Annotated in this window: 23 protein-coding genes; 13 read left to right on the top strand and 10 right to left on the bottom strand. The window is 60.5% G+C overall.

The features are described from left to right. Window positions 1-520: 520 nt before the first annotated feature. Both A7K61_RS12210 and A7K61_RS12205 read right to left on the bottom strand, forming a co-directional pair. The gene (locus A7K61_RS12210; RefSeq protein WP_069557648.1) at window positions 521-931 is read right to left on the bottom strand and encodes a hypothetical protein; all 411 of its coding nucleotides are present in this window, start codon (window positions 929-931) and stop codon (window positions 521-523) included. Window positions 932-1,217: 286 nt separating this feature from the next. Beyond that, window positions 1,218-2,249 (bottom strand): LacI family DNA-binding transcriptional regulator, encoded by a 1,032-nt coding sequence (locus A7K61_RS12205; RefSeq protein WP_161793224.1) that lies wholly within the window; start codon window positions 2,247-2,249, stop codon window positions 1,218-1,220. Between the two features lie 212 nt (window positions 2,250-2,461). On the opposite strand from A7K61_RS12205, the gene A7K61_RS12200 reads away from it, so the two are divergent. Both A7K61_RS12200 and A7K61_RS12195 read left to right on the top strand, forming a co-directional pair. Then, window positions 2,462-2,995 carry a gluconokinase gene (locus A7K61_RS12200; RefSeq protein ID WP_044273172.1) on the top strand — a complete coding sequence of 178 codons (534 nt, stop codon included), beginning with the start codon at window positions 2,462-2,464 and terminating at the stop codon, window positions 2,993-2,995. Window positions 2,996-3,078: 83 nt separating this feature from the next. After that, complete coding sequence (locus tag A7K61_RS12195) at window positions 3,079-4,431, top strand: GntP family permease (protein ID WP_069557647.1); 1,353 nt, start codon at window positions 3,079-3,081, stop codon at window positions 4,429-4,431. A 135-nt stretch (window positions 4,432-4,566) separates the two neighbouring features. Here A7K61_RS12195 and alaC read toward each other — a convergent pair whose 3' ends face one another. Then, window positions 4,567-5,778: an alanine transaminase gene (gene alaC, locus A7K61_RS12190; protein WP_044273173.1), complete on the bottom strand. Its 1,212-nt coding sequence runs from the start codon at window positions 5,776-5,778 to the stop codon at window positions 4,567-4,569. Window positions 5,779-5,972: 194 nt separating this feature from the next. Between alaC and A7K61_RS12185 the strand changes: the two genes are divergently transcribed. Next, on the top strand, window positions 5,973-6,455 hold the full coding sequence (locus A7K61_RS12185) for a GyrI-like domain-containing protein (protein WP_069557646.1): 483 nt from the start codon (window positions 5,973-5,975) through the stop codon (window positions 6,453-6,455). Window positions 6,456-6,521: 66 nt separating this feature from the next. Here A7K61_RS12185 and A7K61_RS12180 read toward each other — a convergent pair whose 3' ends face one another. Then, window positions 6,522-7,013 (bottom strand): N-acetyltransferase, encoded by a 492-nt coding sequence (locus A7K61_RS12180; protein ID WP_069557645.1) that lies wholly within the window; start codon window positions 7,011-7,013, stop codon window positions 6,522-6,524. Window positions 7,014-7,158: 145 nt separating this feature from the next. Here A7K61_RS12180 and A7K61_RS12175 point away from each other — a divergent pair, with 145 nt between their 5' ends. From A7K61_RS12175 to A7K61_RS12165, 4 genes are read left to right on the top strand one after another with little or no spacing between them, the layout of a single operon-like run. Next, window positions 7,159-7,578, top strand: a complete 420-nt coding sequence (locus A7K61_RS12175) for a nuclear transport factor 2 family protein (RefSeq protein WP_044273176.1) — start codon at window positions 7,159-7,161, stop codon at window positions 7,576-7,578. 42 nt (window positions 7,579-7,620) lie between these two features. Continuing rightward, window positions 7,621-7,974, top strand: coding sequence for a YciI family protein (locus tag A7K61_RS12170; RefSeq protein ID WP_003193695.1), 354 nt, complete (start codon window positions 7,621-7,623; stop codon window positions 7,972-7,974). Between the two features lie 25 nt (window positions 7,975-7,999). Beyond that, window positions 8,000-8,125, top strand: coding sequence for a hypothetical protein (locus A7K61_RS33700; RefSeq protein ID WP_256557798.1), 126 nt, complete (start codon window positions 8,000-8,002; stop codon window positions 8,123-8,125). Beyond that, on the top strand, window positions 8,122-9,345 hold the full coding sequence (locus A7K61_RS12165) for an RNA polymerase sigma factor (protein ID WP_069557644.1): 1,224 nt from the start codon (window positions 8,122-8,124) through the stop codon (window positions 9,343-9,345). The genes A7K61_RS33700 and A7K61_RS12165 overlap by 4 nt, the downstream gene beginning before the upstream one ends. A 112-nt stretch (window positions 9,346-9,457) precedes the next feature. Here A7K61_RS12165 and A7K61_RS12160 read toward each other — a convergent pair whose 3' ends face one another. Beyond that, the gene (locus tag A7K61_RS12160) at window positions 9,458-10,312 is read right to left on the bottom strand and encodes a LysR family transcriptional regulator (RefSeq protein WP_047711630.1); all 855 of its coding nucleotides are present in this window, start codon (window positions 10,310-10,312) and stop codon (window positions 9,458-9,460) included. Between the two features lie 88 nt (window positions 10,313-10,400). Between A7K61_RS12160 and A7K61_RS12155 the strand changes: the two genes are divergently transcribed. Continuing rightward, window positions 10,401-10,838: a multidrug/biocide efflux PACE transporter gene (locus A7K61_RS12155; protein ID WP_047711629.1), complete on the top strand. Its 438-nt coding sequence runs from the start codon at window positions 10,401-10,403 to the stop codon at window positions 10,836-10,838. Window positions 10,839-10,946: 108 nt separating this feature from the next. Here A7K61_RS12155 and A7K61_RS12150 read toward each other — a convergent pair whose 3' ends face one another. Then, window positions 10,947-11,705 (bottom strand): SDR family NAD(P)-dependent oxidoreductase, encoded by a 759-nt coding sequence (locus tag A7K61_RS12150; RefSeq protein ID WP_044273181.1) that lies wholly within the window; start codon window positions 11,703-11,705, stop codon window positions 10,947-10,949. Window positions 11,706-11,811: 106 nt separating this feature from the next. Between A7K61_RS12150 and A7K61_RS12145 the strand changes: the two genes are divergently transcribed. Beyond that, window positions 11,812-12,708: a LysR family transcriptional regulator gene (locus tag A7K61_RS12145; protein ID WP_044273182.1), complete on the top strand. Its 897-nt coding sequence runs from the start codon at window positions 11,812-11,814 to the stop codon at window positions 12,706-12,708. Here A7K61_RS12145 and A7K61_RS12140 read toward each other — a convergent pair. Continuing rightward, window positions 12,705-13,622, bottom strand: a complete 918-nt coding sequence (locus A7K61_RS12140; RefSeq protein WP_044273183.1) for a LysR family transcriptional regulator — start codon at window positions 13,620-13,622, stop codon at window positions 12,705-12,707. The two genes, A7K61_RS12145 and A7K61_RS12140, sit on opposite strands and share 4 nt — an antisense overlap. 105 nt (window positions 13,623-13,727) lie before the next feature. Here A7K61_RS12140 and A7K61_RS12135 point away from each other — a divergent pair, with 105 nt between their 5' ends. Genes A7K61_RS12135 through A7K61_RS12125 form a run of 3 tightly spaced genes read left to right on the top strand, consistent with a single transcriptional unit; the run spans window position 13,728 to window position 16,392 of the window. After that, window positions 13,728-14,486 carry a 5-oxoprolinase subunit PxpA gene (locus tag A7K61_RS12135; protein ID WP_069557643.1) on the top strand — a complete coding sequence of 253 codons (759 nt, stop codon included), beginning with the start codon at window positions 13,728-13,730 and terminating at the stop codon, window positions 14,484-14,486. A gap of 56 nt (window positions 14,487-14,542) precedes the next feature. Continuing rightward, window positions 14,543-15,421, top strand: a complete 879-nt coding sequence (locus A7K61_RS12130; protein WP_069557642.1) for an allophanate hydrolase subunit 1 — start codon at window positions 14,543-14,545, stop codon at window positions 15,419-15,421. Further along, window positions 15,418-16,392, top strand: coding sequence for a biotin-dependent carboxyltransferase family protein (locus tag A7K61_RS12125; protein WP_069557641.1), 975 nt, complete (start codon window positions 15,418-15,420; stop codon window positions 16,390-16,392). Before A7K61_RS12130 ends, A7K61_RS12125 begins: the two co-directional genes overlap by 4 nt. A 57-nt stretch (window positions 16,393-16,449) precedes the next feature. Here A7K61_RS12125 and A7K61_RS12120 read toward each other — a convergent pair whose 3' ends face one another. The 3 genes from A7K61_RS12120 to A7K61_RS12110 form a co-directional block, all read right to left on the bottom strand. Further along, window positions 16,450-17,469 (bottom strand): transporter, encoded by a 1,020-nt coding sequence (locus A7K61_RS12120; protein ID WP_069557640.1) that lies wholly within the window; start codon window positions 17,467-17,469, stop codon window positions 16,450-16,452. A 145-nt stretch (window positions 17,470-17,614) separates the two neighbouring features. Further along, a complete protein-coding gene (locus A7K61_RS12115; RefSeq protein ID WP_014719623.1) occupies window positions 17,615-17,920 on the bottom strand; it encodes a PepSY domain-containing protein in 306 nt (101 codons plus the stop codon). 94 nt (window positions 17,921-18,014) lie between these two features. Next, entirely contained in the window at window positions 18,015-19,142 is a 1,128-nt protein-coding gene (locus A7K61_RS12110) for a glycerophosphodiester phosphodiesterase family protein (RefSeq protein WP_044273186.1), read from the bottom strand. A 232-nt stretch (window positions 19,143-19,374) separates the two neighbouring features. Here A7K61_RS12110 and A7K61_RS12105 point away from each other — a divergent pair, with 232 nt between their 5' ends. Further along, window positions 19,375-19,698, top strand: coding sequence for a DUF2025 family protein (locus tag A7K61_RS12105; RefSeq protein ID WP_032895610.1), 324 nt, complete (start codon window positions 19,375-19,377; stop codon window positions 19,696-19,698). The last annotated feature ends 191 nt before the right edge of the window (window positions 19,699-19,889 follow it).

The raw sequence follows: 19,889 nt of genomic DNA, 5'->3' as shown, positions 1-19,889 counted from the left end.
CAGACTTATGCACTTAGAGTGACCGAACTCGGGCTACTAAACCCGATCACCGAGAAATTCAGCGACCGTCAAACTTTAGAGACCGCCACCGAGGCGCACAAGCCGGCGGATTCTGACGTAAGCGTAGGCAGCGGAGCAAGGCGCTTGCTGCAATGTCAGGCACTTCCTACAGGCGTCCCACAGCGCTCTGACTGCTCTTACACGATTACGTAGGAATTCTGAGTTTCAGGTGGTTCAGTTAAAGATTGATTGACTGACCCACCGCCTTCGCGAGCAAGCCCGCCCCCACATTGATTGGGTTTCTTCAGGTGAATCAGGTCAGGCGCCCTGAACATCCCGCGCATCTCGCGCCCGGAACCGTGCGAGCGAATTCGGCCACTGCGGTGGCCTGCGGGGCAGACGACAGGGGCAATTTACCAGACGTTTGGGAGCTGTAGCGAGGTTGGGCAGAGATCAGAAAAGGCAAGCACTTGCCTGACCAGGCGCAGTGCTGCCTTCAGGTGGATGGTTGTGTGAGCGCTTATTGAGGAGCATTGAAATTATTGATGTAGTACACGCCACGTTCGACGGTAATAATATCGTTTGGGTCGTCGGTTTTGGCGGCTACGAAGGCAAATTTTGCATCAAGGATATTGTTTTCGTTGTTGACGATTTCAAATGTCCCCGAGGTGGCCGGGTATTGATAAGAACCCCCATTAGGATTAGGCACGTTATAAATAACTTGAACATTCCCCTCCTGTTTTGAATCAAGTTTATAGGTGCCTACTGCGAAGTTCTTATCTATTTCAAAAGCAATAAAATGGCTGTCCTGTATGAACGCCAGTGTGGTGTTTTTTGTGCCAGGGAAGGTATTCAAGTGGAGAATGTTGTGAGAATCAAAACTCTGGTTAGCCTCTTTTAAGAAACCAGTGATTTTGTTGGGCGAATTCATGATGAGTCTCCTTGAGAATTAATGAGCATGCCGGGGGGCTGCGCCTAATATTTAGGCCGCGTACACAGTTCGCGTCTACTGTCATTTATGACAGTTTTCTGCGTCGGCCGATGAGTGGTTGCGTACATTGACAACCGCCTGTTGAAAGGGAAATGGCGATTTCAGGTGGTTTAGTTAAAGATTGATTAACTGACCCACCGCCTTCGCGAGCAAGCCCGCTCCCACAGGGAATCTGTGCCAGGCGCTGATTCTGCGGACACTACATTGATTGTGTTTGGCTCGACGATCAGGTGCTCTCGCGCACCTGCAACTCAAACCCCATATCCACCACCGGCTTGGCCACCTTGTTGCCCGCCATGATCGTCAGCAGATGCTCCGCCGCTCGGCGCCCGATGGCTTCCCGTGGCGTGCTGATGCTGCTCAGGCGCGGCACCATGAAGGACGAGGCGGGCAGGTCGTTGAAGCCCAGCACAGCTACACGTTCCGGTACCTTGATGCCGTGGCGCAGGGCTTCGAGCAGGGCGCCCTGAGCCAGGTCGTCGTTGCCGAAGAAGATCGCGTCCACATCCGGGTGGGCGGCCAGCAGTTGTAAAAACAGTTCGCCACCCAGGCCCACGGAGGAAGGGCGTGGTGTCAGCAGCTCTAGCGCCGGGTCGTACATGCCTGCTTGCTGCAAGGCGCGGCGGAAGCCTTCGCCACGCAGCAAAGTACGTTGGTCCAGTTGTGCGCCGATATAGGCCAGGCGCTTGCGACCCCGGGACAGCAAGTGCGCGGCCGCGGTCTCGCCGGCGGCCAGTTGCGAGAAGCCCACGCAGTTCACCCCGGCATTGGGGTCCAGATCCATCATGTACACGCAGGGCACATTGCTGGCCTCGACCATTCGTCGCGCGCTTTCGGTGCGGTCAAAGCCGGTCAGCAACAACCCTCGTGGCTGGTAGGCCATGTAGTTGCGCAACAGGTCTTCTTCTTCATCGCGTGAATAATGGGAGTTGCCGATCAGTACTTCAAAGCCCTTGGGCCGCAGTACCTGATGGATAGCTTCCAGGGTTTCGATAAACAGCAGGTTGGACAGTGACGGCACCAGCACCACCACCGAATGGCTCTGCGCCGAGGCCAGGGCGCGGGCGGCGGGGTTGACCACGTAGCTCAGTTCGGCGGCGGCCTGTTGCACTTTTTCCACCAGTTCGGTGGCCACCGTGCTGATACCGCGCAGGGCGCGGGAGGCGGTGATCGGGCTGACGCCAGCAAGGCGCGCCACTTCATTGAGGGTAGGGCGGCCCGTTGTGCGGGTATTTTTATCGTTCTTGGAGGTCATCAGGCGGCTTGCCAAACAAAAATCGAGGCACTAAGGTAGCGCTGTCTCCAAAGGGCTGCAAATTATTGAACCTAGGGTTGCCTGATCCGGTTCGAATGATTGGAGCGGATGCACGCGTCACTCCATAAAAATGACAAGTCGGCGCGGGAAAAGCCTGTTTTTGCACTAGCCTTACGCTATGCAAAGGTAGCGCTATCTGCGTCCTGAGGTGTTTCATGAGTCAACCTGTTACCGCCCTGGTCATCATGGGTGTTTCCGGCTGTGGCAAGTCCAGCGTCAGCCAAGCCCTGTGCGCCCTCAACGGCGCCACTGCCATTGAAGGCGACAGCTTTCACCCTGCCGCGAACATCGAAAAGATGAGCGCCGGCCACCCCCTCAACGACGACGACCGCGCCGGCTGGCTCGACATCCTGTGCGATGAACTGCGCCGCGCGTTGAAAGCCGGCGAGCATCCCGTACTGACCTGTTCGGCCCTGAAGAAAAAATACCGTGACCACCTGCGCGAAGCCGCGCCGGGTCTGGGGTTTGTCTTCTTGGAGCTGACCCGCGAAGTCGCCGCCGACCGCGTGTCTCACCGCCCCGGCCATTTCATGCCGGCCAGCCTGATCGACAGCCAGTTCGCCACCCTTGAATCGCCCAAGGGCGAGCCGCTGACCCTGGCCTTGAACGCCAGTGAAGACAGCGTGAAGGAGCTGGCCGAGCAGACCGATACCTGGTGGCGCAAGCACGGCTTTGAACCTACTCATTAATTTTTTGCCGGAAAGATAGCGCTATCCCCGGCAGGAAGTTCAACACCCGCTTTAATAACAACAACAAACAGGAGAGACCCCCCATGTTTGGCATGTCCCACGAGTCCTACCTGCTGCTAGATGCAGTAGTCACTATCATCGGGTTGATCGTACTGATCACCAAGTTCAAGGTGCACCCGTTCATTGCACTGATCATCGCGGCCGGCTTCCTCGGCCTGACCTCGGGCATGCCCGTGGACAAGATCATCAAGGCGTTCCAGGACGGTTTCGGCGGGGTGCTCGGCTTTGTCGGCATCATCCTCGCGCTGGGCACGATGCTCGGCAAGATGATGGCCGAGTCCGGCGGTGCCGATCAGATCGCCCAGACCCTGATCCGCGCCTTCGGCAAGGAAAAGGTCCAGTGGGCGATGATGTTCGCCGCGTTCCTGGTGGGCATCCCGCTGTTCTTCGAGATCGGCTTTGTGTTGCTGATCCCGCTGGTGTTTATCGTCGCCCGGCGTACCGGCGTGTCGCTGATCAAGATCGGTATTCCGCTGCTCGCTGGCCTCTCGGCGGTGCACGGCCTGGTGCCACCGCACCCAGGCCCGCTGCTGGCCATCGGCGTGTTCGGTGCCGATATCGGCAAGACCATCCTGTACGGCCTGATCGTCGCCCTGCCGACCGCCATCATCGCCGGCCCGATCTTCGGTACGTTCATCGCCAAGTATATCCCCGGTAACCCGTCCCAGGAACTGGTGGACCAACTGGCCCGTGAGACCGGCAACAAGTCGCTGCCAAGCTTCAGCATCACCCTGATCACCGTGCTGCTGCCGGTGTTTCTGATGCTGCTCAAAACCTTTGCCGACATCGCGTTTGCCGAAGGCAACGTGGTGCGCAACTGGATGGACATGATCGGCCACCCGATCACTGCGCTGTTGCTGGCCTTGCTGTTGTCGCTGTACACCTTTGGCCATCGCCAGGGCATCCACTCCAAGCAGATCCTCAAGCTGCTCGACGCCAGCCTGGCGCCGACCGCCGCGATCATCCTGATCATCGGTGCCGGTGGTGGCTTCAAGCAGATGCTGGTGACCAGCGGTGTGGGTGACGTGATCGGCCATATGGCGGTGAACGCGCAGATCAACCCGATCCTGCTGGCGTGGCTGGTGGCGGCGGTGATTCGGATTGCCACCGGTTCCGCCACGGTCGCGACCATTACTGGCGCAGGCATTGTGGTGCCGGTGGTGGGCATGATCCCTGGGGTTAACCGTGAGTTGTTGGTGCTGGCGACGGGCGCAGGTTCGTTGATCCTGTCTCACGTCAACGATGCGGGGTTCTGGCTGGTCAAGCAGTACTTCAACATGACCGTGGCCGAGACGTTCAAGACCTGGACGGCGATGGAGACCATTCTGTCGATCGTGGCGCTGATCTTCATCATGTTGCTGTCGTTGGTGGTGTAAGCCACACCCCAAAGCAAGAGTGGGAACTGATCAAGTGTGGGAGCTGGCTTGCCTGCGATAGCGGTAGTGAATCCAACACTGCCATCGCAGGCAAGCCAGCTCCCACATTGATTGGGTTTCTTCAGGTGGATCAGGTCAGGCCTTGCTGACCAACCCATCCGCCCTGAACATCCCGCGAATCCCGCGCACGGCCTGGCGAATCCGGTCCTGGTTCTCGATCAGCGCAAAGCGCACATGATCGTCGCCATACTCACCAAAGCCGATCCCCGGCGACACACACACCTTCGCTTCCAATAGCAGTTTCTTGGCAAACTCCAGCGAGCCCATGGCCGCGTACTGCTCGGGAATCTTGGCCCAGACATACATCGACGCCTTCGGGTTCTCCACCATCCAGCCCAGCTCATGCAGGCCTTTGACCAGCACATTGCGGCGCTGGCGGTACTGCTCGGCGATGTCTTTGACGCACTGTTGGTCGCCTTCCAGCGCCGCAATTGCCGCCACTTGCAGCGGGGTGAAGGTGCCGTAGTCGTGGTAGCTCTTGATGCGCGCCAGGGCATTGACCAGTTCCGGGTTACCCACCATGAAGCCGATGCGCCAGCCGGCCATGTTGTAGCTCTTGGACAGGGTGAAAAACTCCACCGCAATGTCCTTGGCGCCGGGTACTTGCATGATCGACGGGGCTTTCCAGCCGTCGTAGACGATGTCGGCGTAGGCCAGGTCGTGCACCACCAGTACGTCGTACTGCTTGGCCAGGGCGATCACCCGTTCGAAGAAGTCCAGTTCCACGCACTGCGCGGTGGGGTTGGACGGGAAGCCGAGGATCATCATCTTCGGCTTGGGGATCGAGCCGCGAATCGCGCGCTCCAGCTCAGCGAAGAAGTCCACGCCGGGTATCAGTGGCACCGAACGCACCTGGGCGCCGGCAATCACTGCGCCGTAGATATGAATCGGGTAGCTGGGGTTGGGGACCAGCACGGTATCGCCTTGGTCCAGGGTGGCCAGCATCAAGTGCGCCAGGCCTTCCTTGGAACCGATGGTCACGATGGCTTCGGACTCGGGGTCGATATCCACCGCGTAACGGTCCTTGTACCAGCGCGAGATTGCCCGACGCAGGCGCGGAATGCCTTTTGAGGTGGAGTAGCCGTGGGTGTCGTCGCGCTGGGCGACGGTGACCATTTTCTCCACGATATGAGCAGGCGTGGCGCCGTCAGGGTTACCCATGCTCAAGTCGATGATGTCTTCGCCGCGCCGACGCGCAGCCATCTTCAGCTCGGCAGTGATATTGAAAACATAGGGGGGGAGTCGATCTATGCGCGCAAAGCGGCGCGGCGAACCTTGGTCTGCCATTGTTGCCTCGAGGTACGTAAGCGCCCGGAACCGTCCGAGCGACGTCGGCCACTGCGGTGGCCTGCGGGGCAGACAATACGGGCGATGATGGCCCGTTGTCCAGATGCGTAGGAAATTTTCTACATGGAGTGCAACGCAGATATGCCCCTATACTCGATGCGGGTTTGTTCCCTCATAAGAAGGAGACTGTTCGTATGGATCAGCAGACAAAACAACCGTTGGAGCCACGCCTGGAAGCCGGCAAAGCCTTGGTGATCGCCGGGGTGCAAGGGCGATATTCGAAAGCCACCGTGGGCGATATCCCACGGCTGTGGGAGTTGTTCGATACCTGCATCAAGGACATCAAGAAGCGCATTGGCGGTGTGACCTACGGGGTGTGCCATAACCCGCATCACGGCGAATTCGATTACCTGGCAGGTGTTGAAGTCCCGGCCAAGAAGGACGTGCCGAGCAATTTCGAGGTGATCGAAATTCCGCCACTCAACTATGCCGTGTTCCCCCACTACGGGCCGGTGCAGGCGCTTGAGCAAACCTACGAACGCATCATGTTCGAATGGCTGCCGCATTCGGGCTACAAGGTCATGGGCGCGGATTTTGAGCGCTACAGCGCGGATTTCGATGCCAGGAAGGGCACGGGGACGGTGGAGATCTGGCTGCCGATCGGGGAGCGGGGCTGACACGGCGCCTGATGTCACGTAAACACGACATGCACGCTTAAAAGTCATGTTTACGTGACATTGCCGCTATGGATCAAACCTGAAACTCAACCGGCGCTCATACCCTACGCGGCCCTTGTACGCCTCACCGCGATCCACCCATCCCGCCCTTAGGTACAACCCCATCGCCGCCAGGTTGTGGGCATCCACCGACAACTCCAACCCCTTGATCTGCGGCCATGCCTCGCGCGCCACGGCGGGCAACGCCCGCAAACACACCTTGCCGTATCCACGCCCCTGCTGATGCCGGTCTACCTGTAGTGCGTGGAGGGTGGCGCTGTGTTCATCGGCCCAATGAGGCAGGCACGGCGGGCGCTTGAGCAGCAGGAACGCCACGGGAAGGTCGTTGGCCAACAGCGCGAAGCCCTTGACCCCAGGGCTCGGGTTGGCGAGCAGGGTATTGAGGGCGCAATACATATCACCGCAAAACGGCAGTTGTTCAGGGTGAACTTCGATGGCGCCGACTTGCTGTTGTTGCACAGCGTTCAGCGCCTCGTAGGCAACGAGGCGGGTTTGCATGGGGCTGTCCGAACGGCTGCAAGGGAAGTGGCAGTTTATCGGGTTTGGGCCATGGGAAATTATTTTTCAGGGGTATGTCGATTTCCCTTCGGGCCATTCGACTAAGGGTGTCTTCCGTGATTTTTCACCCCAAGGAGTCATCGCCATGAGCACTGCAATCAAGAGCCTGATCGAGCAATGGAAACACGCCGTTGTCAGCCGCGATATCGACCAGATTGTCAGCTTTTACGCCGACGATATCGTCTCGTTCGACGCCGTAACCGCCCTGCAATTCAAAGGCAAGGCGGCCTACCGCGCACACTGGGAAGCGTGCATGGAGCACTGCCCCGGGCCCGGCATCTTCGAGTTTCATGAACTGCATGTCGTCGAAGCGCCAGACAGCGCATTCGCCCATTGGCTGGCCCACTGCGGCGGCGCCGGGCCGGACGGTGAGGTGAAGGCTTGCTGGATGCGCGTAACCGCCGGCTACCAGCGCATCGATGGCCAATGGAAGGTGGTGCACGAGCACTGGTCGGCACCGTTTGATATGCACAGCGGCACGGCGTTGTTCGACCTGAAACCTTGAGCATCGCGAACTATAGTCAGTAGTCCGAAAACGGAGAACGCCATGAAATACCTGTGCCTTATCTACAGCGACGAACAGGTGTTGCACACCTCGCCCGACAGCCCCCATGACTCGGAATGTCTGGCCTACGCCGAGTCCATCCAGGCCAGCGGGCGCATGCTGGCCGCCGAGCCGCTGGAGTCGGTGACCACCGCCACTACCGTGCGCATGCGCAACGGCAAGCTGTCGATCACCGACGGGCCGTTTGCCGAAACCAAGGAGCAGCTCGCCGGGTTCTACCTGATCGATGCCAAGGACCTCAATGAAGCGCTCCAGGTGGCGGGCGGCATTCCGGCGGCTCGGGTCGGCAGTGTGGAAGTGCGCCCCGTGCGCCAATTGGATCTCTCAACACAATAATCAAAAGCCTTGAGGAGGTTTCCCAGTGAACACTCAACCCGCTGAATTTGAACTGTCCAGCAGGCCCACCAGGCCATGGGGCTTTCATGATGGCTGGGGCCGGAGCCTGGAGCGCCTGGTGAAGTGGGTGACCGAGGACATGGCCGATTGACCGCGCAGATCGACGCCATTTACCGCAGCGAATCACGCCGCGTGCTCGCGACGTTGATTCGCGTGCTGGGGGATTTCGACCTGGCCGAGGAGGCGCTGCACGAAGCATTTTTTGTCGCCGTGCAGCGCTGGCCCGAGGATGGCGTGCCGGATAATCCTCGTGCGTGGCTGGTGTCCACCGGCCGCTTCAAGGCCATCGACCGCTTGCGGCGCCAGTCGCGGTTCACCCCGTTATTGGAGGCGCAGGCCGACGCGCTGGAGGCCGCGCCGTGGAGTGATGAAGACGTGGAAGACGACCGCCTGCGCCTGGTATTCACGTGCTGCCACCCAGCGTTGGCAGCCGACGCCCAGGTTGCGCTGACCTTGCGCGAGATCTGCGACCTGAGCACCGAGGCCATCGCTCACGCTTTTCTTGTCACACCCACCACCATTGCCCAACGCATCGTGCGCGCCAAGGGCAAGATCCGTGAGGCGAAAATCCCCTATCAAGTGCCGTCCCGAGCCGAATTGCCCGAGCGGTTGGACAGTGTGCTGCGGGTGATTTACCTGGTGTTCAACGAGGGCTATTCGGCCTCAGCGGGTGCCGATCTCACCCGTGAAGAGCTGATCCTGGAGGCGATTCGCCTGGGCCGTTTGCTGCTGGAGCTGCTGCCCGAGCCGGAAGTCATGGGCTTGCTGGCGTTGATGCTGCTGCACGAGTCGCGCCGGCCCGCCCGTACTTCTGCCAGCGGCGAACTGGTGCTGTTGGACGCTCAGGATCGTACGCTTTGGGACAGCGCCTTGATCGCTGAAGGCTGCGCACTGGTGGAGCAGGCGCTCACCACGCGGCGCTTTGGACCGTATTGCCTGCAGGCGGCGATTGCCGCCGTACACGCCGAGGCGCCCAGCGCGGGGCAAACCGATTGGCGGCAGATTGTCGGGCTCTACGATGTATTGCTCAGGGCTGTGCCGTCGCCGGTGATCGAGTTGAACCGTGCGGTGGCGGTAGCGATGGAGCAGGGGCCGTTGGCGGGGTTGGCGCTGGTAGACAACCTTTTGCAGCGCGGTGAGTTGCAGGACTACCACTTGGCGCATTCGGCGCGTGGGGAGTTTTGCCGGCAGTTGGGGCGGTTTGACGAAGCCCGCAGCGCGTACGAAAAAGCTTTGGCCCGGACCCAACAGGCGCCAGAAAAACGCTTCATCACGGGACGCCTCGCCGAACTCAATTCCCCCAGACAGTGACGATCCAACTGTAGGAGCGAGCTTGCTCGCGAAAAACTCACCGACGCCGCGTTTCTTCAGGAAGCACGCGTTATCGTTGACGTTCTTCGCGAGCAAGCTCGCTCCTACAGGCTCATTCCAGCATCTTCTCCAGCAACCAGCTCCCCGCAGGCCCCGGCGGCTGTTGCCGCGACCAAAGCGCATCCACCGCCACTGAACGCGGCCAACTGCGCACCTTGAGTTCAACCAACTGGTTGCCGCCAAAGCGCTCCACCAGCCAGCGCGGTATGGGTGCCCAACCAAAACCCAGCTGCGCCATTTCCATCAGCATCAGGTAACTGGGCGCCGACCAGACGCGTTGCGTGCCGCGGTTTTCATTGGGGCTGATGATGCTCGCCAAGCGCAACTCCCGGTGTTGTTGCAGGGTGTGCGGGGCAACCTTTTCCAGGCTCGCCAACGGGTGTTTAGGCGAGACGAACAGCGCGATCTCCGTGCGTTCCTCCACGGGGGAAAACGTCAGGTCCGGCGGGTAGACTTCCTGTTGCTCGATAAACGCGATCTGCGCCCGGCCACTTTGCACCAGCGCGATCAGGTCTTCGCATTCCGCGATCAGGCATTCCAGCTCAAGGTCCGGGTAGCGTTGTTCGAAGGCGGTGAGGGCGACCTCGAACCGATCGGATTGGTAAGTATCGGACATGGCGATACTCAGCTTCGGCTCCAGGCCTTGCGATAACTGACTGGCCGCCAGCTCCAGGCGGCTACTGGCTTCCAGCACTTGCTCAGCCCGTTGCAGCAAAACATGCCCCGCGGGCGTGAGGGTCGGTTTGCGGCTGCTGCGGTCAAACAGCACCACGTCCAGGTCGATCTCAAGGCTGGCCACCGCCGCGCTTACGGTGGACTGGCTCTTGCCCAGCTTGCGCGCCGCCGCGGAAAACGAGCCTTGGGTGGCCGCCTGGACAAACGCCTGAAGCACTTCATGGGAGGCCATGACTATCGCCTTGATCGATGGTTATTGGTTATGAAGTATCGAGACAAAGCCTGATCATGGCAACCATCGTCACTCACGGAGCCGGGTCATGACCCCTACCAAATCCCTTACTGAACGCGTTTTTCAAGCCCTTGGTTTCGAAGGGTTGGCCTTGTTGATCTGCACGCCACTGCTGGTGTGGATCACCGGCCGGCCGGCGCTGGAGATGGGCGCAGTGACCTTGGGCATCAGCCTGTTGGCACTGAGCTGGAACGTGGTGTTCAACAGCCTGTTCGACCGCCTTAAAACCCGCCTGCAACTGGCCAACGGCGGTTGGACCCGTGTGCTGCATGCGCTGCTGTTTGAAGGCGGCCTGATTGTGCTGGCGGTGCCGTTGATTGCCGCCTTGATGAAGATCAGCCTGCTGGAAGCCTTCATCCTCGACATTGGCGTGTTGCTGTTCTTCCTGCCGTACACCTACGTGTACCACTGGGGTTATGACGTGTTGCGCGAGAAATTCGCCGGTAAAACCCCAGTTACCCTGTAGGAGCGAGCTTGCTCGCGAAGATCGCCAACGATAACGCGGGACCTCTGGAAACACGCGGCGCTCTTGAGTTTTTCGCGAGCAAGCTCGCTCCTACAGAGGGGAAGCCGTTTAGAGGAACATCCCGCCCGACGCCTCGATCCGCTGGCCGGTGATCCAGTGGCTGCCCTCGGCCAGCAAGATCGAAATCGCGCCGCCAATGTCGTCCGGCAAGCCAGCGCGGCCCAGGGCGGTGTTGTTGGCCACCATCGTATTTACGTCGGTGTTATCGCGTACCGCGCCGCCGCCGAAGTCGGTGGCAATCGCACCCGGTGCCAGGGTGTTCACGGTAATCCCCCGTGGGCCGAGCTCTTTAGCCTGGTAGCGCGACAACACTTCCACCGCGCCTTTCATGGACGCGTAGGCCGCATAACCCGGCAGGCTGAAGCGTGCCAGGCCGCTGGAAATATTGATGATGCGCCCGCCGTCGTTGATCAACGGCAGCAGTTTTTGCGTGAGAAAAAACGGCGCCTTCACGTGGATCGCCACCAACTGGTCGAACTGGGCTTCGGTGGTCTCGACAAAGCTTGCGTGGGTGCCGACTCCAGCGTTGTTGATCAGGAAATCGAAGCGATCCACGGCGAACACATCCTTGAGCAACGTACCGATCTGGCCAACGAACGCATCGAAGGTCGCGCTCTGGCTTACATCCAATTGCAGCATGGCTGCGCGGCCGCCCAAGGCCTCTACTTGAGCAACCACGGCTTGGGCTTCGGCCGCTGCGCTGTGGTAGGTGCCGATGATGTCGATGCCTTGCGCAGCCAGGTGCAGGGCAGCGCTTTTGCCCAGGCCACGGCTGGCGCCGGTGATGAGTGCGATTTTACGGGTCATGGGGCAGTCCTCGAATGGGGTTAGTGGGACTGAGTGTATTTGTCCGGCCATTACGTGATAAACAGCGCTATAACGGAATCACTGGCCGGATAAGGCGAACAATCTAATGAACAAGCTTGAGCTGCTGCGCACCTTTGTGCGGGTGACGGAATTGTCGAGTTTCACAAAGGCCGGTGAAAGCCTCGGCCTGCCGCGCTCCACCGTGTCCGAGCATGTGCAGGCGCTGGAAGAACTGCTGGGTGCGCGGCTGTTGCAACGCACCACACGCAAGGTGCAAGCGACCCAGGATGGTCGTGTGCTGTACGAACGCAGCAAGGACCTGCTGGCGCACATGGAGGAATTGGAGGGCTTGTTTCGCCAGGATGAAACCCAACTGGCCGGGCGCATACGGGTGGACATGCCCAATGTCATGGCGCGAGGTTTGATTTTGCCGAACCTGCCCACCTTCATGGCGCGCCACCCGCTGATCGACATGGAGATCAGTTGTTCGGACCGCCAAGTGGACCTGATTGCCGAAGGGTTCGACTGCGTGGTGCGCGTCGGCGCCCAGCCCGATCAAACCGTGGTAGCGCGACGGGTGTGCAGCATGCCGATGGTCAACTGCGCGAGCGCGGCGTACCTGCAACGGTATGGCGTGCCCAAAACCCTGGCAGACCTGGCGCATCACCAGTTGGTGCATTACGTGCGGCCACTGGGCGCACGCTCGGCCGGGTTCGAGTACCTGGTGGGCAACAAGGTGCAGCGGTTACCGATGGCAGGCCGGGTGACGGTCAACAGCACCGACGCCTATCAGTCGGCATGCCTGGGCGGGTTTGGCATCACCCAGGTGCCGCAGCTCGGCATACGCGACTTGTTGGCCAGCGGCGAGTTGGTGGCGGTGTTGCCCGACTACCAGGCGCCGCCCCTGGATGTGTCGTTGCTGTACGCCGGCCAGCGGCATTTGCCATTACGAGTGCGGGTGTTCATGGACTGGTTGGCCGCCACCCTGCACGCCCATCTCTAGCGGCGTGCCGACAACTGCTGCGGTGCCAGGAACGCGTCGTGGAAGTAATCCCGGAACGCTTGCATCGCCGGGGTAAAGGCGCGCTCGCGGTGCCAGGCCAGGCCGACGCTCATGGGCGTGACCGGGTCGGTGACGGTCAGGGTTTCGATGCGCTTGCCTTCCAGGGACCAGGGCCGGTGCACCAGGTCTGACAGGATCGCCACGCCGCTGCCGTTGGCAACCATGCTGCGCACCGCTTCCACCGAACTGGTGCGCAGCCGCACCTTGGGCGTTTGCCCGGCCTGTTCCCAGTAGCGCATGGCGCTGTGTTCGGCTTCATCGACGGTGAGCAAAATGTAGGGTTCTTGGGCCACGTCGGCCAGGCTCACGGCATCGCGTTCGCACAACGGGTGATGGCTGGGCAACCACAGGCGGCGCTCGGAGTTGAATAGAATTTCCGAGACGATATCTGCGTGGGTGAGGTTGGCGGTGAGCACCACGGCCATGTCGAACTGGCCATCGAGCAGGCCCTGTTCGATGGCCTGGCGTTCCTGCTCGAACACCTCAATGGTCACGTCCGGATGCCAATGTTCCATGCGCTGCAAATGGTGCGGCAGGAAATAACCCAACACCGTGTAGCTGGCCGCCACCCGCAACACGCCGCTGGCGCGGTAGTCCGGCAGCGGGCTGTTCAGGGCGTCTTCCACGCTGCGCACAATCACATAGGCACGGTTGAGAAAATGCCGCCCGGCGTCGGTGAGGTTCATGCCCTGGGCCGAGCGCACGAACAACTGCACGCCGAGCATGGCTTCCAGCTCCTTGATCGCCGTAGTCACCGCCGATTGGGAAATATTCAAGTGAATCGCCGCCTGAGAAATCTGGCCGATTTCAGCGGTGGCGACGAAGTAGCGCACCTGGCGCAAGGTAAGGGACATGGGCGATATCTGATTTTCAGAAGATGGGCCATCTGATAATAGATCTTCCCAAGGGGTCAAGCCCCGGCCTACTTTGCGGACATCACCTTTGGCGGAGCGACCTCGATGCAGGCAGTGGATTTCAATTCAGACATGGGCGAAGGCTTTGGCCCCTGGACCATCGGCGACGGCGTCGACGCAGAGCTGATGGCCTACATCAGCTCGGCCAATATCGCCACCGGCTTTCACGCCGGCGACCCCGGCACCATGCGCCGCACCGTCGAGCGCGCCAAGCAACTGGGTGTGGCGATTGGCGCGCACCCAGGCTTTCGTGACCTGGTGGGTTTCGGTCGCCGGCATATCAACGCACCGGCCCAGGAGCTGGTGGACGACATGCTCTACCAACTCGGTGCCCTGCGTGAAATGGCCCGTGCCCAAGGCATGAGCCTGCAACACATCAAGCCTCACGGCGCGCTGTACATGCACCTGGCCCGCGATGAAGAAGCTGCGCGGCTGTTGGTGCAAAACCTGCAAATCATCGAGCCCACGCTGTTGCTGTACTGCATGCCCAACTCGGTGATCTGGCGCATTGCCAAGGAACTGGGGCAGCCGGTGGTGCGCGAGTTCTATGCCGACCGTGAATACGACCTGAGCGGCTCCATCGTGTTTACTCGCAACGTGCGGGCGCTGGACCCCGCCACGGTTGCCGCGCGGGTCTTGCGTGCCTGCCAGACCGGCCTGGTACGGACCGTCGAAGGCGAAGACCTGGCGATTGAATTCGATTCCATCTGCCTGCACAGCGACACCCCCGGCGCCCTGGAACTGGTGGAGGCCACCCGTGCAGCCCTGGACCAGGCGGGCATCGACGTCAGAACACCCCAATAAGATCCAACCCTTACTTTTTTGCCTGCCTTTCTACAATGATTCCAAGAGGAACAGACATGGCTGAAACGTCCCCCATGCGCTACAGCTTCGGCGGTGATGAACACCTGTTTGCCGAGGTCAGCGACAGCATGTCCCTGGAGGCTTTTTTCAAGGGCATGGCGGTGACCCGCGCCGTGGAGCGCCTGGCGCTGGAAGGCGTACTGGATGTGTGCCTGGCCAATGCATCGTTCCAGATTCGCTTCGACCCCGACCGCATCGCGCCCCATGTACTGCTCGACGCCGTGCAAAGCGCCGAAGCCCAGGCCGTGGCCGAGCGCACCTTGCGCACGCGCATCATCGAAATCCCGGTGCTCTATAACGACCCCTGGACTCACGAAACCCTGATGCGCTTTCGTGACCGCCACCAAGACCCCAGCGGCACCGACCTGGAATACGCCGCACGCATCAATGGCCTGGCCGACGTAAACGCGTTCATCGCCGCCCACAGTGGCGCGCCGTGGTTTGTGTCGATGGTCGGCTTTGTCGCGGGCTTGCCGTTCATGTTCCAGATGGTCGAACGCGAGCGGCAATTGCAGGTACCCAAATACCTGCGGCCACGCACCGACACACCGAAACTGACCCTGGGCCATGGCGGCTGCTTTGGTTGTATCTACTCAGTGCGAGGGGCGGGCGGTTACCAGATGTTCGGCGTTACCCCGGCACCGATCTACGACCCGGCGCAGCAGTTGGCGTACCTCAAGGCGCACATGGTGTTCTTCCGCCCTGGGGATATCGTGCAGTTCAAGCCGATAGACCGCGAGGCTTATGACCGGGCCGTCGCCGAGGTGGACGCCGGGCGTTTCGATTTACGCATTCGCCCGGTGGAATTTTCCCTGGATGCCTTTCTCGCCGACCCCATCGGCTATCCGAAAACCCTGCAGGAGGTGCTGGCATGATCAAGGTCCTCAAACCTGGCCTCGCCACCTCCGTGCAGGACCTGGGCCGTGAAGGCTATTACCACTTGGGCATCCCACCGTCGGGGGCGCTGGACCAATACGCGTTGAGTGCGGCCAACCACCTGGTGGGCAATCCCGTGGGTGCGGCGGGCCTGGAATGCACGTTGATCGGGCCGCAGTTGGAGTTCCAGCAGGACGCGCTGGTGGCCTTGAGCGGCGCCTTGATGTCGCCGCGCCTGGACGGCGAAGTGGTGCACCAGGACACCGCCTTTGCCGTGCGCGCCGGGCAGGTGCTGCGGTTCGAGTTTCCCAAGGCCGGCGCACGTACTTATCTTGCCGTCGCCGGCGGTATCGATGTGCCGTTGGTGCTCGGCAGCCGCTCCACCTACACCCTCGGCGCCCTCGGCGGGTTTAATGGCCGGCGCTTGCAGGAGGGCGATCAATTGCCGATCGGCACCGCCAGCGGTGCGGGGCGTGCGGGCAACAGCTTGCCGATGGCGTTGCGGCGTTCGGTCGGCGGCGACGTGACGTTGCGGGTGGTGCCGGGGCTGTATTACGAGCGCTTGACTGACGAAGCCAAAAGCAGCTTTTTTGCCGAACCGTGGACGGTGGGCTCCGAGGCCGATCGCATTGGCTATCGCTTCAAGGGCGGCAGCGCGTTGAGCTTCCAGCCACGGGAACAGCCGTTTGGCGCGGGCTCCGATCCGTCCAACATCGTCGACAGTTGCTACCCGATTGGCTCGATTCAAGTACCGGCGGGGCTGGAGCCGATTGTGCTGCACCGCGATGCGGTATCGGGCGGTGGCTACGCGATGATTGGCACGGTGATCAGCGCCGACCTGGACTTGATTGGGCAAATGCAGCCTAACCAGCGGGCGGGGTTTGTGGCGGTGAGTCTGGAGGAAGCTTTGGAGGCGCGGCGGGTGTACAAGAAGCGGCTCAAAGCGATGGCTGGACTCTTCAATCACTGAACATACGCATAACCCCTGTGGGAGCAGGCAAGCCAGCTCCCACAATTGGGGCTTATTTCAATTTGAGAATTTGCGAAAGGCCCAACGCCCGGCGATCAGGGTAAAGGTTGCGACCAAGGCCACCAATATCCAGAAGCCTTCCGGGTCTTGAGACAGGGGCACCCCACCCACATTCATGCCAAAAAAACCGGCAATGATGTTGATCGGCAGCGCCAGCACTGTCACCACCGTGAGGGTAAACAGCGTGCGGTTGCTCTGTTCATTAAGGTTGGCGGCGATCTCTTCCTGCAACAGCTTGATGCGCTCGCCCAAGGCGGTCAGGTCGTTGATGATCAGCGCAAATTCCTCGGTGGATTTGCGTAACTCCTTCACGTCTTCCTTTTGCAGCCATTGCGGCGGGCGATTGAGCAGGCGCAGCAGCGAGCCCGGTTCCAGCGCCAGCAGGCGTTGCAGGCGCACCAGCACGCGGCGGGCGGCACCCAGTTCGGCGCGGTTAATGGACAGTCGCGAAGACAACAGCTGATCTTCGATATGGTCGACGCTGATACTGGTCTTGCGCACGATCTGCGTCAGCACTTCGCCCTGGTCGCGCAGCAGGTGCACCAACAGCTCCAAGGGGGAGCGAAAGTGTTCGCCGGCCTTCACCGACGAGCGCAATTTATCCACCGAGTGCAACGGCTGCAGGCGCGCGCTCACCAGCAAGCGGCTGCGGGCGCACACCCACAGCGTGGAAATATCCGACGACACCATGCTGCTGAAGTTGAACACCACATCGTTGACCACCGCCAGCAAGGCCGAGTCCACATGCTCGATGCGTGTGGAGCGCGAGCCCTCGTGCAGGGCTTCAAAAAATTCTTCCGGCAGCGACAAATGCGCCTGCATCCAGCGCTCGCAGGCGGCGTGGGCCAGGTTCAGGTGCAGCCACAGGAATTCTTCCGGGTCTGGCGGTTGCTGCAAGGCGGCGAGGGCGGTGGCGGAATCAATTTGTTGGCCTTTTTCGCCGGGGCGAAAGCGGAAACCGTAAAGCAGGCCAAACAGATCGGAATCCTGGTGGGCGTGGTCGATGCTGTGGTTCATGGCGACTCGCAGAGAAAGGGCCTGTAGGACGTTTCACAGGTTCCTAGGCGAATCATTGCAAGGCGGTATGACGGTTATGTGACGGTTTGAGGCGCGCATAAAAAAACGCGCCACCCGAAGGTGGCGCGTTTTTTCAAGGTTCAACTCAGGTGTCTTGCTTGTTTTCCAGCACGGCACCGGTCTTGGCGTCGAGCTTCACATCCCATTTTTTGCCGGTAGTGTCGGTCAGGTCCACTTCGTAGACCAGCTTGCCCGCTTCGTGATCCAACTCGGTATCGTTGATGGTCGCGCCGGCATGTTGGGCGACGGCGGCGGCGTTGAGCTTTTCGAACGCCATCACTTCACCGGACTTGAGCAGGCTAGGAATCTGGTCCGGACGGACATCAGCCTGGGCCAGGCCGGCGGTCAAGGTCAGGGCAGTAGCAGCGAACAGGGCAGTCAAAGTTTTCATGGTGTGTGTCCTTCTTAGGTTGAGCTGTTTAAGTGGCGCCAGATTAACCGGCGCAACTTAACTCATCCTTAATGGCTCACTGACACCAACGCTTTTAGTACTTATGGTCGTTGAGCAGGTCTTGCACGCTGGACGAGGGCCAGCGCTTGTAGAACTTCAACAGCTCGGCGGCGCGGTTGGTGAAGATGCCATCGACGCCGGCCTTCATCACCTTCTCGAAGTCCACCGGCTCATCCACGGTATACACATGCACCAGCAGGCCCTTGTCGTGGGTCAGCTTGTTCATTTCAGGCTTCACCAGGTCGGTGTAGCTCTGGTCGCCGTGGTCGGTCAACTCTGCCGAGGGGCCGGTGCCGATGGCGCCGAGGCTTTTGGCTTCATCGACCCACTTTTCGAATTCGGCGGCGTCTTTGGGCTCTTGCTTGGCGTAGTAGGCGGCCTTGGTGGTTTCGCCAGACTCGGCGAAGGTCACTTTGGATTTGGGCTCGATACTGCCTTCACCCACCCACAACAGCAGGATTTTCGGGGTATTGGGCATTTCCTTCTGCAGCTCTTTGAGGCTGGCGGTTTCGAAGGTTTGCAGCACCACGCGGCCTTTGCCCTGGCCGACACCGGTGTTGCTCTTGCCCAGCTTGGAACCGGCGGAGCTCAGCCAGCCTTTGTCCAGCAGCTTGTTTTTCAGGTCGGCTTCGATACCCGGGAACTGCTTGGGCTCCTTGGTCTCGATGTACAGGCCGGGTTTGTGCGAGGGGTTGCCTTCGGCGATCTTGATGATGTCGTCCAGGCTCTGAATCTTCAGGCCAACGAAACCAGGGCGCGCGCGGTCCGGGTAGGCGGCGTTGAACCAGCTGCCGGCGTCGAGGGTTTGCAGTTCTTTCCAGGTGAACTCGTTGGCGGGCGCGTCTTTGCGCTCGGGGAACTTGGTGGCGACGTCGGTGGTGCGCTGCAGGTTGTTGTCGTGCAGGGCGAACAGCACGCCATCTTTGCTGCGTTGCAGGTCCAGTTCCAGGTAGTCGGCGCCCAAGTCGCGTGCAACCTTGTAGGCCGCGGCGGTGGATTCAGGCGCGTCGTAGGAAGCGCCACGGTGAGCGATCACGGCAGGATAGGGGATGCCTTCGTTTGTCGCCAATTCGGCCGGGCTGACCGGCTCGGCAGCCTGTGCCTGGCCAAGGCCGAGCATCAGCGCCAGCAGCAAGGCGCTTTTGGAAAACGTGACAGGCATATGCGAAGTCCTTTCGTGGAGGTAACTTTGAGAAGGTGTCCTTTTTAACAATTGATTGCGAACGGCGCTATCACCAAACCGACATTAACGTGCGCACCGGCCAATTTTGTGAACTTTTTTGCAGGGCGTTGCAGTATTCTTACGGGTAGCTGCCCCGTCAGAGGGCGGTATTTTTTGCCACGCGTGTAAACCATCTTTCCAGTCCCTGTGGGACTTTTCAGTGAGGTTTACCATGCGCATCACTTCCGAGCTTATCTGCCAGGCCGCCGACCAACTCCAGGGATTTGTCGGCCTCAACCGCAAGACCGGCCAGTACATCGTACGTTTCAGCGAAGACTCATTCGGCATGGACGTGGCTGATGACGGCATCATCCCTACAGCCGAGTTCGTCTGGCTGCCGGCCGCCGACCACACCATGACCCTGTGCCGAGCGCGCCTGCAGTTGTTGCTCGACCAGAATATCGACGACCGCATCAACATCACCGAGCCGCTACGCGTGTATATGCGCCGGGTAGAGATCCCGCAGATCAGCGCGTTGCGTAGTTTGGTGAGCTAGTCGTCCGTCATTTTGCAAGCGATGACGAGCAAATGTGGGAGCTGGCTTGCCTGCGATGGCGGCCTGCCAGCCGACACTTATCTACCTGACACCCCGCGGTCAAAACTGTGGGAGCGGGCTTGCTCGCGAAGGCGGTCTGGCAGTCAACACAGTTGGACCGGGTACATATCCGTTATTTAGGCAACGGCCAC

This window comes from Pseudomonas sp. AP42 (assembly GCF_001728935.1).
In the GTDB taxonomy this organism is placed as follows: domain Bacteria; phylum Pseudomonadota; class Gammaproteobacteria; order Pseudomonadales; family Pseudomonadaceae; genus Aquipseudomonas; species Aquipseudomonas lactis.
The sequence above is the reverse complement of the archived record's forward strand: the minus strand, read 5'-3'. Positions and strand labels throughout refer to the sequence as shown.